The sequence below is a fragment of the Achromobacter sp. RTa genome (genome assembly GCF_000757485.1).
Lineage (GTDB): Bacteria > Pseudomonadota > Gammaproteobacteria > Burkholderiales > Burkholderiaceae_B > Achromobacter.
Genome location: NZ_JPYO01000042.1, coordinates 816,858 through 829,928 on the forward strand (window position 1 = coordinate 816,858; position 13,071 = coordinate 829,928).

The 13,071-nt window shown below is 66.3% G+C and carries 11 protein-coding genes and 1 pseudogene; 6 read left to right on the forward strand and 6 right to left on the reverse strand.

Annotated elements, in window-relative coordinates:
- The first annotated feature begins 79 nt into the window (after positions 1-79).
- A complete protein-coding gene (locus JL37_RS21265) occupies positions 80-1,096 on the forward strand; it encodes an amino acid ABC transporter substrate-binding protein (RefSeq protein ID WP_043546569.1) in 1,017 nt (338 codons plus the stop codon).
- Positions 1,097-1,124: 28 nt separating this feature from the next.
- Here JL37_RS21265 and JL37_RS21270 read toward each other — a convergent pair whose 3' ends face one another.
- Positions 1,125-2,045 carry a LysR family transcriptional regulator gene (locus JL37_RS21270; protein ID WP_043547153.1) on the reverse strand — a complete coding sequence of 307 codons (921 nt, stop codon included), beginning with the start codon at positions 2,043-2,045 and terminating at the stop codon, positions 1,125-1,127.
- Positions 2,046-2,288: 243 nt separating this feature from the next.
- On the opposite strand from JL37_RS21270, the gene JL37_RS21275 reads away from it, so the two are divergent.
- The 3 genes and pseudogenes from JL37_RS21275 to JL37_RS21285 all read left to right on the forward strand — a co-directional run.
- Positions 2,289-3,221 carry a tripartite tricarboxylate transporter substrate binding protein gene (locus JL37_RS21275; protein ID WP_231570406.1) on the forward strand — a complete coding sequence of 311 codons (933 nt, stop codon included), beginning with the start codon at positions 2,289-2,291 and terminating at the stop codon, positions 3,219-3,221.
- Positions 3,222-3,232: 11 nt separating this feature from the next.
- Complete coding sequence (locus tag JL37_RS21280) at positions 3,233-4,687, forward strand: M81 family metallopeptidase (RefSeq protein WP_043546572.1); 1,455 nt, start codon at positions 3,233-3,235, stop codon at positions 4,685-4,687.
- A 140-nt stretch (positions 4,688-4,827) separates the two neighbouring features.
- Positions 4,828-5,112 (forward strand): annotated as a pseudogene (locus tag JL37_RS21285) (peptidylprolyl isomerase); the annotation flags it as partial.
- A gap of 59 nt (positions 5,113-5,171) precedes the next feature.
- Here JL37_RS21285 and JL37_RS21290 read toward each other — a convergent pair.
- Positions 5,172-6,077 (reverse strand): LysR family transcriptional regulator, encoded by a 906-nt coding sequence (locus JL37_RS21290; RefSeq protein ID WP_043546574.1) that lies wholly within the window; start codon positions 6,075-6,077, stop codon positions 5,172-5,174.
- Between the two features lie 155 nt (positions 6,078-6,232).
- Between JL37_RS21290 and JL37_RS21295 the strand changes: the two genes are divergently transcribed.
- Entirely contained in the window at positions 6,233-7,207 is a 975-nt protein-coding gene (locus JL37_RS21295) for a tripartite tricarboxylate transporter substrate binding protein (protein WP_043546575.1), read from the forward strand.
- A 19-nt stretch (positions 7,208-7,226) separates the two neighbouring features.
- Positions 7,227-8,438, forward strand: coding sequence for an FAD-dependent monooxygenase (locus tag JL37_RS21300; RefSeq protein ID WP_043546576.1), 1,212 nt, complete (start codon positions 7,227-7,229; stop codon positions 8,436-8,438).
- 76 nt (positions 8,439-8,514) lie between these two features.
- Here the strand turns inward: JL37_RS21300 and JL37_RS21305 are convergent, their stop codons facing one another.
- The 4 genes from JL37_RS21305 to JL37_RS21320 form a co-directional block, all read right to left on the reverse strand.
- Positions 8,515-9,255 carry an ATP-binding cassette domain-containing protein gene (locus JL37_RS21305; protein WP_043546577.1) on the reverse strand — a complete coding sequence of 247 codons (741 nt, stop codon included), beginning with the start codon at positions 9,253-9,255 and terminating at the stop codon, positions 8,515-8,517.
- A 12-nt stretch (positions 9,256-9,267) separates the two neighbouring features.
- Positions 9,268-10,230 (reverse strand): sugar ABC transporter substrate-binding protein, encoded by a 963-nt coding sequence (locus JL37_RS21310; protein ID WP_043546578.1) that lies wholly within the window; start codon positions 10,228-10,230, stop codon positions 9,268-9,270.
- 18 nt (positions 10,231-10,248) lie between these two features.
- Positions 10,249-11,190 (reverse strand): ABC transporter permease, encoded by a 942-nt coding sequence (locus JL37_RS21315; protein WP_043546579.1) that lies wholly within the window; start codon positions 11,188-11,190, stop codon positions 10,249-10,251.
- A 127-nt stretch (positions 11,191-11,317) separates the two neighbouring features.
- On the reverse strand, positions 11,318-12,817 hold the full coding sequence (locus JL37_RS21320) for an FGGY-family carbohydrate kinase (RefSeq protein WP_043546580.1): 1,500 nt from the start codon (positions 12,815-12,817) through the stop codon (positions 11,318-11,320).
- Positions 12,818-13,071 lie beyond the last annotated feature (254 nt).

The following is a 13,071-nucleotide window of genomic DNA, read 5'->3' on the forward strand; positions in this document are numbered from 1 at the left end:
CGATGGCTACCATTCCGCGCACCTGCGCCTACCGGGCGACGGACACCCTACAGTATTGCGCCGACCGCGCGGAGACATCATGAAAGCATTGAAACTGGTTGCGGCAGGCACCGCGTTATTTATTTCGTCGTGGACCGCCAACGCGGGCGTGACGTTCGATAGCGTAAAGAACAAAGGTTTCGTCCAGTGCGGCGTTTCCACCGGCGTGGCGGGATTCTCAGTGAACGACAGCAAGGGCGGCTGGATGGGCCTGGACGTGGACCTGTGCCGCGCATTGGCTGTCACCATGTTCGGCGACGCCTCCAAAGCCAAGATCATGGCCATCAGCGCCTTGCAGCGCTTCACCGCCCTGCAATCGGGCGAAGTCGACGTGCTTCCGCGCAATACGACGCTCACGCTGACGCGCGACACCACCCTGGGCCTCATCGGCGTGGGGGTGAATTACTACGATAGCCAGGGCATCATGGTGAACAAGTCCCTGAACATCAAAAGCGCCAAGGAACTGGACGGCGCCACGGTCTGCGTCCAGCCCGGCACCACCACGGAGCTGAACCTCGCGGACTGGTTCCGTTCGAACAACATCACATTCAAGCCCATCGTCGTCGACCGCATGGATGAAATCATCCGCGCCTTCGCCGTCGGCCGCTGCGACGCCTTCACCGGCGACAAGTCGCAACTGGCCGCCGCCCGCAGCGGCCTGGAAAATCCGGAAAAATACGACATCCTGCCGGAGGACTTCTCCAAGGAACCGCTGGGCCCGATGGTCCGCCAGGGCGACGAACAATGGTTCAACGTGGTCCGCTGGACGCTGAACGTCATGCTGGAAGCCGAGGAATACGGCATTACGTCCAAGAACGTCGATGAAATGCTCAAGAGCACCAACCCCAACATCCAGCGCATCCTGGGCACGACCCCGGGCATGGGCAAGAACCTGGGCGTGGACGACAAGTGGGCCTACAACATCATCAAGCAGATCGGCAATTACGGCGAAAGCTTCGAACGCAACCTGGGCCCCAGCAGCCCTCTTAAGCTGCCCCGCGGCCTGAACGCCTCGTATCGCGACGGCGGCCTGATGTACGGCTGGCCGGTGCGGTAGGCGGACGGCGCGGTCCGGGCATCGTCCATCAGGGCTTCTCGCCCTGGAACAACGGCGACGCCTGGATCCGCTCCAGCATGCCGCGCACCGCGCTGGTCAGCGGCCGGTTGGCCCGCACGATCAGGCGCGTCTGCGCTGCCTCGAAGATGGGATTGGCGGTGCGCAGCGCCACCAGCTCGCCCCGGGCGACTTCCTTCACCACGGAATTCGCCGACGTGAAGGTCAGCCCCAGACGGCTCTCCACATAGCGCTTGAGCGTCAACACCGAGTTGGCGACGAAGCTGGGAGCCAGCACGATGTTCTCCGACAATTCCGCCATTTCGATCAGCTGACGCAGGCCGAAGCCCGGCCCCATCAGCGCGACCGGGTAGCGCGCCACGTCCTTCAGCGCGGGGCGCTTGCGCAGGCGCGCCAGCGGATGGTCGGGCCAGGCTATCACGCATAGCGGATGCGTGCGCGCATGGACCACCTGTATGCCCGGATCGGCGGGCGCGCCGAAGACCACCCCGATGTGCGCGTCGTCATGCACCACGGCGCGCACCGCATCGGAAGCGCCGGCCACCTTCAGCGACACTCGGACGCGTGGGTGCCGGCGGCAGAATTCATCCACCACGCCGCTCATCAGAATATCCACAAAGCCTTCGCTGGCCACGATCTGGATATCGCCGCGCTGCAGGCCGTTCACTTCGTCGAGCCGGGCCCGCAGGGCCTGTTCGCTGGCTTGGCGGTCACGGCAATGGTCCATGACGATGGCGGCCATGTCGGTGGGTACGATGCCCCGCCCCTTGCGCTCCAGCAGCGCCACGCCGAGTTCCTTTTCAAGCAATTGGATCTGCCTGCTGACGATGGACGGCTCGACACCCAGGCGCTCTGCCGCCCCGCGCACCGATCCGGTCGTGACCGCTTCGAAGAAATACCGCAAGCGCCGCGCGCTCAACCCCCCGTCCATGCCCATTCCCATTTTCGGTTTTCGTGATTTTTAAAAAAACGTTGCCTTTTAGGCAACAAAATTCCCATGAGCTTACATTGATTTGCGGCCCGCCGATTGCGAATAATGCGCGTACTTCAAATCCGCTCGGTTGCGGTCGATGGCGAGATGCCGGCATCGGCGGCAATGCGAGGTAACGCCCATTTCGAGCCTTAAAGCATGAAACCCTTCGCTTCAATCCTCGCAACTGCAACCCTGAGCGTATTGTGTCAACAGGCCGCGTTTGCCTCGCAGGACGCCGCCTACCCGAGCAAGCCCGTCAAGATCGTCGTCGGCTATGCGCCGGGCGGCTCGTCCGATGCCGTGGCCAGGCTGGTCGCCGGCCGCCTGTCGGAGAAACTGGGCCAGACGTTCGTGGTTGAGAACCGTCCGGGCGCCGCCAGCAATATCGCGGCCGCCACGGTGGCGCGCTCGCCCAACGATGGCTACACCATTCTGCTGGGTTCGAACGCCAGCACCATCAACGTGTCGCTGTACAAGGAACTGTCCTTCGACTTCCAGAAGGACTTCACGCCCGTGGCGCTGCTGACCCGCTTTCCCAACGTCATGGTGGTGAACAACACCGTGCCGGCGAAGTCGGTGCAGGAGTTCATCAGCTATGCCAAGGCGAATCCCAAGGGCATCTTCTTCGCGTCGTCAGGTGCCGGTTCGTCGACGCGCCTGTCGGCCGAACTGTTCAAGATGATGACGGGCGTGGAGATGGAACACGTCCAGTACAAGGGCAGCGCGCCGGCCCTCACCGACCTGATGGCGGGTCGGATCCAGGTGATGTTCGATACCGCGCCCTCGGTCATGCCGCTCATCAAGGGCGGCAAGCTGCGCGCGCTGGGCGTCACCAGCGCCAGCACGCAGCCCTTCGCGCCGGAAATCCCCACCATCGACGCCAGCGGGGTCAAGGGCTATGAAATGACGTCCTGGTATGCGCTGTTCGCGCCCGCCGGCACCCCGGCAGGCATCGTGGAAAAGCTGAACAAGGAAGTCAACGCGATCCTGGAAGAGAAGGACACCCAGGAGAAACTCGCCGGCATGGTGGCGACGCCGGGCGGCGGCACGCCTGAAGAACTGCGTCAGCACGTGGCGGCGGAAATCACGAAGTACGCCGAAGTGGTCAAGGCGTCCGGCGCCACCGCGGACTAGGCTTTGACACCATGCGCGTTTTTACCGGTTCGCTTTCCACTGAAACCAATACCTTCGCTCCGCTGCCCACCTCGTTGGAGGATTTCGCCGACCGGGGCTACTACCCCGCGGGCACCCATCCTCCCGAGATGACGATCTTCAGCGGACCGCTGTGGGCGGCGCGCCAGCGCGGCGCGCAACACGGCTGGACCGTGATCGAAGGCATGGCCGCCGGCGCCCAGCCCAGCGGCATCACCACCCGCCACGCCTACGAAACGCTGCGCGACGAATTGCTGCGCGACCTGCGCCAGGCGCTGCCGGTGGACATGGTGGTGCTGGGCCTGCATGGCGCGATGGTGGCCGACGGCTATGAGGACTGCGAAGGCGACCTGCTCGCCCGCGTGCGCGCAATCGTCGGCCCCGATGTGGCGGTGGGCGCCGAACTGGACCCGCATTGCCATCTGTCGGACGCCATGGTGTCCAACGCCAACATGCTGGTGGCCTATAAGGAATATCCCCATACCGACATCCGCGAGCGCGCGCTGGAACTGGTGGACTTCTGCGCGGCGATCGTCGAACGGCGCATCGCGCCCGTGGCCGCGGTCGTCGACTGCGAGATGGTCGTCACGATACGTACTCCGCAAGAGCCGGCGCGCAGCTATATCGACCGGCTGAGCGCGCTGGAGGGCAAAGATGGCATTCTCTCCATCTCGCTGATGCACGGCTTTCCCTGGGGCGACGTGCCCAACATGGGCACCAAGCTGCTGGTCTACGCCGACGGGGACGCGGGCGTCGCCCAGTCCCTCGCCCGGCGCCTCGCCGACGAATTGATCGGCATGCGTGAGTGCCTCACGCCGGCCTGCCCGGATATGGACCAGGCCATAGACCAGGCGCTGGCCTGCGGCGTGACGCCCGTGGTTATCGCGGACGCGGCCGACAATCCCGGCGGCGGCGGCGCGGGCGACGCCACCTTCATGCTGCGGCGTTTGCACGAACGCGGCATCCAGGACGTGGCCGTGGGCCCGCTGTGGGATCCCGTTGCCGTGCGCGTCGCTTTCAGCGCGGGCGTGGGCGCGCGCCTGCCTCTGCGCATCGGCGGCAAGATCGGGCCCATGTCGGGCGAGCCCATCGATCTGCCCTGCGCCGTAAAGGCCCTGGTTCCGGACATGATCATGACGGGGCTTTCCGGCTCTCCCGCCGCCGTGGGAAATGCGGCGCTGGTCGAGGCGGACGGCATCGAAATCGTGCTGATCAGCGTACGCGCTCAGGCCCTGCATACGGACGTGTTCACCCAACTGGGCTGTCGGCTCGACGAAAAGGCGCTGATCGTGGTCAAGTCGGCGCAACACTTCCATGCGGCCTTTTCGCAGGTGGCCCGGCACATCATCTACGCGGATGCGCCGGGCTCTGCGGCGCTCGATCTACGCACTCTGCCCTACCGGCGCGCGCAACGGCCCAAATGGCCGATTGACGGGCGGGATATCTAGGGATACCTGTTCCCACTTGTATTGAAGGGATACGTAATCGTCATCAACGGACTTACAGACGCAGGTTACCCTAGCGGTCACAGCGCTCTCCCGCTGAATGCGTTACTCTCCCCTCCCCTTATCAAGTCCGCAAGGAGCCCTACATGGCACAAGCCTCCGCCCGTCACATCCTCGTCTCCACCGAAGCCAAGGCCAACGAACTCAAGGCCGCCATCGAGGGCGGCGCCGACTTCGCCCAGCTGGCCAAGGAAAACTCCAGCTGCCCGTCCAGCCGCGACGGCGGCAACCTGGGCACCTTCGGCCCGGGCCAGATGGTCAAGGAATTCGACACCGTGGTGTTCAGCGCCCCGGTCGGCGTGGTCCAGGGCCCGGTCAAGACGCAGTTCGGCTACCACCTGGTCGAAGTGACCAGCCGCAAGGACTGAGTTCTGTAGCTGCACGCAAAAAAAGGCCGCCGCCAGATAAACCTGGCGGCGGCTTTTTTTCATGAGCCGCCGACCTGTGCAGCGATCCGCAGACTATCCACGAACGCGGCCAGTCCGGCGCTGTCGCGGCGGCCGCTGCGCGTGACGATGGCATAGTCCAGGGCAACGCGGGGGGCCAGCGCCCTGAGGTGAACCCGCCAGCGCGTGCCTGTCAGCGCGGCGAACGAGGGCACGACGGCCTGGCCCAGCCCGGCCTCGACCATGGCCAGTATGGTCTCCAGATGGCTGTAGACGCGGCGCGGCGGGCTTGCCGCGCTGTCGGGCAAACGCGGGACATGCCGGTCTATCAGTTGCTGGATAGGGTTGCTGGCGGGCAGAACAATAAGGCTGAGGGAATCCACGCGCTGCCATGGCAATGGAGCGCGGGGGGGCTTGGCAGCATATTCTGCCGATTGCGCGAGCACCAATTCGGCCGGGAACAACTGGCGGCGACGCAGGCCTGCTGTTTTCTGGAAGAAGGCGCCGAAGCCCGCGTCCAGAGTGCCGTCTTCCACACCCTGCTGGATCAGGCTGCGGTCCATGTCTGCCACCTCCACACGCCAGTCCGGCTGCGCCACGGAGCAAGCGCGCAACACTTGCGGCAGGATGCTGCTGGCAATGAGTGGCGTGACGCCCACACGAAGCACGCGCGTCTGCGACGCGCTGGCGGCGGCCAGCTGGCGTAGGGTGCCGCCTAATTCATCGACCATGCGCTGGGCCACGGGCAGCAAGGTACGGCCCGCTTCCGTCAGGAGCACGGCCCGGGTGCTGCGTTCGAACAGGCGGCTGCCGATGCTTTGTTCGAACTGGCGCACCATCGCGCTCAGCCCCGCCTGCGTCAGATGCAGCTGGGTGGCGGCTTTGGTGAAGCTGGCGTGCTCAGCGACGGCCAGGAAGCCGCGCAATTGGCGTAAAGAGCAGTTCATACGTGACCTAGCAGAAAACTCATAACAAGTCTTTGTTAATGAACAAGATATCGTAGTTTTACTTGTTTATCCGTTTGCGTTGCAATTGCGGAATGCGCAGCCTTCCAAGCGAAAAGGCTCACAACAAAAGCGCACTTGCCCTTCAGGAGACAAGCATGTTCCGTTTTCCCCTGCGGTTTGCCGCCGCATTCAGTATTGCGTGCACGGCAGTCGCCCCCGCCTTCGCAACCCAGACCGGCTTTCCCGACAAACCCATCAAGCTGGTGGTGCCGTTTCCGCCAGGCGGCCCTACCGACACAAGCGCGCGCCTGTTCGGCAAGACGATGTCCGAGCAGTTGGGCCAGCCCGTCATTGTGGAGAACCGGGCGGGCGCGGGCGGCTCGGTCGGCACTACGTCGGTAACGCGCGAGCAGCCCGATGGCTACACGCTGTTGTGGGGCGGCACCAGCAGCATAGTGGTTGCGCCGGCGCTGTATCCCAAGCTGGACTATGACCCCATCAGCTCGTTCACGCCTATCGGCATGGCGGTACGCGGTCCGCTGATCCTGGTGAGCCGTCCCGCCCTCCCAAGCACGGACCTCAAGTCGCTATTGGACCTGGCGCGGCGTCAATCGTTGACGGTGGCGTCCGCGGGCACCGGGTCCGTCGGCCATCTGACCGCCGAGCTGTTCGATCGCAGCGCCGGCGTAGACATCCTGCACATTCCTTATCGCGGCGGCGCGCCGGCCTTGAGCGACGTGCTGGGCGGCCAGGTGGATCTGCTGTTTGACACGGTGACGCTGTTGTATCCGCAGATCACGGCGAACAAGCTGCGTGCCTATGCCGTCACCGGCGCGCAGCGCTACCAGCGGCTTCCGGATGTGCCCACGGTGGCGGAAGTGCTGGGCAAACCTTTCGAAGCGTATTCCTGGTTCGGCCTGCTCGCCCCGGCCAATACGCCGCAACCGGCTATCGACCGCCTGACCAAAGCGCTGGCTGCGGCCGCGCGCGATCCCGAGGTCAAACGCCAACTTGCGGATCTGGGCCTGGAGCCGGTCGGCGACACGCCGGAGCAATTCGCGCAATCGATCCGGACCGATCTGGCCAAATGGACCCAGGTCGTCAAACAAGCCGGCATCAAGCCGGACTAACTCATCTCGACGCAGCACTATGTCCCATACATCGACATCCACACCTATATATCTCATCGCGGGCGCCGGCCTGGGTGGGCTGACCGCCGCGCTGGCCTTGCAGCGGCGCGGCCTGCGCGTGCGCGTGCTGGAGCAGGCGCAGGAGCTGCGCGAAGTCGGCGCGGGCATCCAGCTCAGCGCCAACGCCAACCGCGTGCTCTACCAGCTGGGCCTGGAAGACGCGTTGATGGACGTGGCACGCCCCACCGCGGGCAAGCGCATCCGGCTGTGGTCCAGCGGACGTACCTGGCCGCTCTTCGATCTGGGCGCGGAGTCCGTGGCGCGTTATGGCTACCCCTATCTGACGATTTATCGCGCCGACCTGCACCGGATCCTGGCGCGGGCTGTGCAAGCCAATGATCCGGAAGCCATCTCGCTGGACGCTAAAGTGACGCAGTTCACGCAGGACGACCATGGCGTCGCGGCGGTGCTGGAATCCGGCGAACGCATCGACGGCACCGCGCTCATCGGGGCCGACGGCGTGCACTCATGTGTACGCGCCGCACTGTTCGGCGCCGACGCGGCAGCGTTTTCCGGAACCGTCGCCTGGCGCGGCGTGATCCCGGCCGAGAAACTGCCCGCGCACCTGCGCGAGCCCTATGCGTGCAACTGGGTGGGCCCCGGCGCGCATGTGATCCACTATCCCCTGCGGCATGGGAAGCTGGTGAATTTCGTCGGCATCCTGGAGCGCGACGATTGGCAGGTCGAGTCCTGGACCGAGCGCGGCAGTGTAGAAGAATGCGCGCGGGATTTCGCGGGCTGGCACGAGGATGTGCAAACGCTGATACACGCCCTGGACCAACCTTACAAATGGGCGCTGATGTTGCGCGAGCCGCTGCCCGTGTGGTCGCAGGGCCGCGTAACGCTGCTGGGCGACGCCTGCCACCCCACCTTGCCCATGCTGGCCTCGGGCGCGGCGATGGCGATCGAGGATGGCTACGTACTGGCGCGCGCTCTGGCGGCGCATCCGGGCGATATTCCACAGGCCTTCAAGCGCTACGAAGCGGCGCGCGTTGAACGGGCATCGCGCGTGGTGCGCGGCTCGGCCGAAAACGCCCGGCGCTTCCACAATCCGGCCTTGGCGCACGCGCAGGGCGCCGCCGATTACGTGGACCGCGAGTGGAACGAAACTCGCGTGCGTGAACGCTATGAATGGCTGTTCAGCTACAACGCAGACGAAGCCCCGGTCTGACTCCGCCGCCACATGAAAAAAGCCGCCGCCACGTCTACCCTGGCGGCGGCTTTTTCATGAGCGATGCGCCAACAGCCTATTCCCTGCCCGTCATCACCATGTGCGCCAGCGCGTCGGCATCCAGCCCCGCCACTTCGCGCTCGATCACCTTCTCGCCGCTTTTCAGGATCGCCACGCGATCGGCAAGCGCCACCACGTCCGCCATGTTGTGGCTGATGAGGATGACCGTGCGGCCTTCTTCGCGCAGCTTGCGCACCAGATTCAGCACCAGCGCGGTCTCCTTGACGCCCAGCGCGGCCGTGGGTTCGTCCATGATGACGACGCGGGCGTCCCAGCGCAGGGCGCGGGCGATGGCGACGGCCTGGCGCTGGCCGCCGGACATGCGCTCGACGGGACGGTCCATATCGTCGATGGGCACGGACAGGCGCTGCAGGTAGCCGCGCGCGTCCTGGGCCATGCGGCGCTTGTCCAGGATGCTGAGCGGACCCACGCGGCGCACCAGTTCGGCGCCCATGAAGATGTTTTCCCAGATAGACAGGCGCGGGGCCAGGGCCAGGTCCTGGTAGATGGTCGCGATGCCTTGCACCAGGGCGTCGTGGGGCGAGCCGAACACGACCGACTTGCCGTGCAGGCTGAGCGCGCCGGCGCTGGGTTCCTGCGCGCCGGAGATGATGCGGATCAGCGTGGACTTGCCCGCGCCATTGTCGCCGCAGATGGCCATGACCTTGCCCTGCGGCACGTCCAGGTCTATGCCTTTCAGGGCCTCGACGGCGCCATAGGATTTCTTGATCTGGCGTAGCGACAACGCGGCGGACATGGCTGCTGGCTCTTACTTGGCGGGTTGCAGGAATTTCTGGACGTTGCTGGCGTCGACCAATACCGAGTCCATGAAGAGATAAGGGCCGGCGACGACGGTTTCCTTGGGCTCCTTCTTGACGACGATGCGGTCGATGGAGTCGATGGCCTTGGCGCCCATCTGCTCGAAGGGAATCATCATGGTGGCGGTGACGAGACTGTCGGGATCGGCAATGCGGCGGTAGGTTTCCGGGCTGCCGTCGACGGACACCAGGGTGATGTCGCCCTTCTTCAGGCCCTGCGCCTGCAGCAGGTCGTCGATGACGTAGGCCTGGCCGTCGAACGAGGCCCAGACGCCCTTGAACTGGCCTTGGTGGCGCAGGAACAGGGCCTGCATACCGTTGCGCACGTCGTCGCGCCAGCTTTGCGTGCGGGCCATGCTGAACTTGGCCAGGTCCTTGACGGCGGTATTCTCGGTCAGCACCGCATCCAGCATCTTGCCGCGGATGCGGGTGCCCGAGTTGCCGTCGAAGCGGGCCGACAGGATATTGCCCTGGTAGCCCATCTTGCCAAGCAGGTACAGCACGGACTGGGCGCCGGTGGCGTATTCGTTGACTTCCACGTCGAACAGCATGTGGGGGCTGGCGCCGGACATCACGCCGACCACGGGTATGCCCTTCTCTTTGGCGGCCTGCAGCTGGGCGTCGGTTTCGACGGGCTTGCCCATGGCGATGACGATGGCGTCGACCTTCTTGTTGACCAGGGTGTCCAGCTGTTCGGCCAGCTTGGGAAGCGAACCCTCGGCGTTCAGCTGGGTGACCGTCCAGCCCTTGGCGCGGGCGGCTTCGGCCGCGGCGTTGGCCACGCGGGCATGGGTTTCCGAAGACATCTGGAAAGCGACGACGCCGACGTCGAAGGCATGTGCGGCGGCGCCCATGGCCAGCGCCTGCACGGAAAACGCGGCCAACAGCAAGTGGCGCATCAAGGATTTACGCATGGATCTCTCCCCTTCCGATCAGAATTTGAAGGCCGCTTTCTTCAGCACGGCCGATGACACCGCGACGGACGCGATGATGATGAAGCCCAGCACGATGTCCTGCACGTAGTACGGCGCGCCCATCAGCACCAGGCCGTTGCCCAGCACTTTCAGGATCAGCGCGGCGACGAGCGTGCCCGGGATATTGGCGTGGCCGGGGTTGAACATGGTCATGCCCAGCAGCACCGCCGCGATCGCATACAGGAAGTAGTCGCCGGCCATATTGGGCGCCGCGGACGACAGGCTGGACGTGAGCAGGATGGCGGCCAGGCCGGCGCAAAGCCCGGACAGGGCCAGGCCGATGCTTTTCATTGCGCGGATATTGATGCCGGCCAGGCGGGCGGACTCGCCGGCTTCGCCGGTGGCGGTCATGCGGGCGCCGGTGCGGGTCCCTTTGACGAGGAAGAAGGCGAGCAGCACCGCGCCAAGCATCCACAGCACCAGGGCGGAAATTCCGAAAGGCTTGCCGCGGGCGAGGTCCGTGAACGCCCCGGGCCAACGGCCCACGTAGGACACGCCGTCGGTCAGCATGAAGGCGAAGCCGCGCGCCATGGCGGCCATGCCCAGCGTGGCGATCAGCGAGGGAACCCGCAGCCGCGTCACGGCGATGCCGTTGACCAGGCCGCAGAGCAGCCCCACGCCCAGCCCCGCGCCGACAGCGAGCAGCACGGGCTGGCCGGTGTGGACCAGCGCGCCGGTAACGACGGCGGCCAGGCTGGCCACGTCGGCCACCGACAGGTCCAGCTCGGCCGTGACCAGCGCGAGGGTGAAGCCGAGCGCGATGATGGCCAGGAAGCTGGTTTCCTTGGCGATGTTCAAAAGGTTGTTGGGCGCCGCGAAATTCGGCGCGGCCAATGCGAAGAAACCGACCAGGACCAGTCCCGCTATTGCCGTGCCGTACTTTTCCAGGATGCCGCGCATCGACTCAACCCTTGCTGCGTTTGATTATTGTGCGGATGCCGTCGCCGGCATGCGGACGCCGGGCCCATGGCCCGTGCTGATGGCGTCGTAGTTTATACCCCGGTGCGCCGGGCGGGGACCGCCCTCGCTACATGCTGATGCCGGCAAGCGCCCGCGACACCGGCGCCAGCGCGGCTTCGGCCGCGCGGAATTGGGCGTACATGCGGCGATAAGCGCGAGACCGGTCGGGCTGAGGCTCGTAGCGCTGCGCCACGCGCACCAACCGCTCCTGCGCGGCCGCGAAGCTGTCGTAGCGCCCCAGGCCCGTCCAGGCGGCGACCGCCGCGCCCAGCACGCCGGGCTGTTCGGCCTGCCCGACGACCAGGGCGCGCTCGCAGATGTCCGCCTTGACCTGGCACCACTGCGCGTTGGACGCGGCGCCGCCGCCGAAGCGGATTTCTCCTACCGGGCTGCCCAGGGCGGCCTCGGCGCGTTCCAGCACGATGCGGTTCAGAAAGGCCACGCCCTCCAGCACGGCCCAGGCCAGGTCGCCCGGGCCATGGCGGCGGTTCAGCCCCAGGAAGGCTCCGCGCAAGTGCGGATCCCAGTACGGCACGCGCTCGCCCTGCAGGTAAGGCAGGAACAGGGCTGGCTGCGGATCGCGCGGCGCGTCCAGCAAAGCGTCCATGGCCTCGCCGACCCCCGCCATGCCTTCATCGCCCAGGCGGCCCAGCAGGGGCAGCAGCCAGGCGACCGTGTCGGCGCCGTTCTGGCCCGGCCCGCCGATCTGGTGATGGCCGCCGCCCCAGTCCACCGTCATCAGGCCCTGCGCCTGCACCGGCTCGGCGCCCACGGCGCCGAAAACCTCGGTCGTGCCCGAGATGTTGTAGGCATAGCCCGGACGCAAGGCGCCCAGGCCCGCCACCGCCGCCCAGGTGTCGTTGGCGCAGGCCACCACCGGGCGCCCCGCCAGCCGGGCCAGAGCGCCCGGCAAGCCGGCCTGCACGGGCCCGACGACGGCCAGCGGATCCAGCAGGGGCGGCACCCAGGCCGGGTCGGCGCCCACGGCGGTCAACAGGTCCGGTCCGTTCTCGCACGCGGCGGCGGCGGCAGCCAGCCGGGCCATCGACACCGTGTCGCTGGCCGCGCGGCCGGTCAGGCGGAAATTCAGGTAGTCCTTGGGCTCCAGCACCGCGCGCACGCGAGCCGCGTGCTGCGGCTCGGCACGCAGCAGCCACGCCACGCGGGCCCAGGGGTGGAAGGCGTTGATATGGCCATGTTCGGAATGGGAGGCCGGCATGGACGCCAGCCAGGCGCCCACGTCCGCGGCGGCGCGGGTATCGCGCCAGGTGATAGCCGGCCGGATGGGCAAGCCCTGGGCATCGAGGAACACCTGCGTGCGCGTCACGCCGCAGATCGCGACGGCCTCGACCGCGCCGAACGCGGGGCCGGCCTGCGCGGCCAGCGTGTCGGCCAGCGTACGCAGGCCGCGCCACCAGGCATCCGGGTCGATCTCGTCCCAGCCGGGGCGGGCCGCCGCGCCCGCCGGGCTATCGATGAAGCAGGCATGGGCGATGCCGCCGCTGCCGTCCACCAGCGCGGCGCGGAACCGCGTGCCGCCCAGGTCCACCGCCAGCACGTAGCTCATGATGGCGTCCCGGGGTGGCGAATCTGGCCGCGCGCGGGCGGCATGGCCCGCGAGAAGCGGGAAGTCGGACGATCAAGCATGAGAGGCGGGTTCCGCGTAATCCGGTCAGGTCGTCGAAACCGCGTTTCGACCTTGCAAAGATTGTATTGCAGCCGTGCCGGGCCGGCGGCGCCGATCGGCCGCGGCCGGCCGTTTTTCGCTGCACCGCAGCACCGGAAACCCTATCAATTGATTATTTCTGTTCAGGTGACAGG

Bases quoted from the DNA above. Each gene is read 5' to 3' on its own strand.
- JL37_RS21265 (WP_043546569.1), top strand. From the start codon at position 80: ATGAAAGCATTGAAACTGGTTGCGGCAGGCACCGCGTTATTTATTTCG.
- JL37_RS21270 (WP_043547153.1), bottom strand. From the start codon at position 2,045: ATGGACGGGGGGTTGAGCGCGCGGCGCTTGCGGTATTTCTTCGAAGCG.
- JL37_RS21280 (WP_043546572.1), top strand. From the start codon at position 3,233: ATGCGCGTTTTTACCGGTTCGCTTTCCACTGAAACCAATACCTTCGCT.
- JL37_RS21290 (WP_043546574.1), bottom strand. From the start codon at position 6,077: ATGAACTGCTCTTTACGCCAATTGCGCGGCTTCCTGGCCGTCGCTGAG.
- JL37_RS21295 (WP_043546575.1), top strand. From the start codon at position 6,233: ATGTTCCGTTTTCCCCTGCGGTTTGCCGCCGCATTCAGTATTGCGTGC.
- JL37_RS21300 (WP_043546576.1), top strand. From the start codon at position 7,227: ATGTCCCATACATCGACATCCACACCTATATATCTCATCGCGGGCGCC.
- JL37_RS21305 (WP_043546577.1), bottom strand. From the start codon at position 9,255: ATGTCCGCCGCGTTGTCGCTACGCCAGATCAAGAAATCCTATGGCGCC.
- JL37_RS21310 (WP_043546578.1), bottom strand. From the start codon at position 10,230: ATGCGTAAATCCTTGATGCGCCACTTGCTGTTGGCCGCGTTTTCCGTG.
- JL37_RS21315 (WP_043546579.1), bottom strand. From the start codon at position 11,190: ATGCGCGGCATCCTGGAAAAGTACGGCACGGCAATAGCGGGACTGGTC.
- JL37_RS21320 (WP_043546580.1), bottom strand. From the start codon at position 12,817: ATGAGCTACGTGCTGGCGGTGGACCTGGGCGGCACGCGGTTCCGCGCC.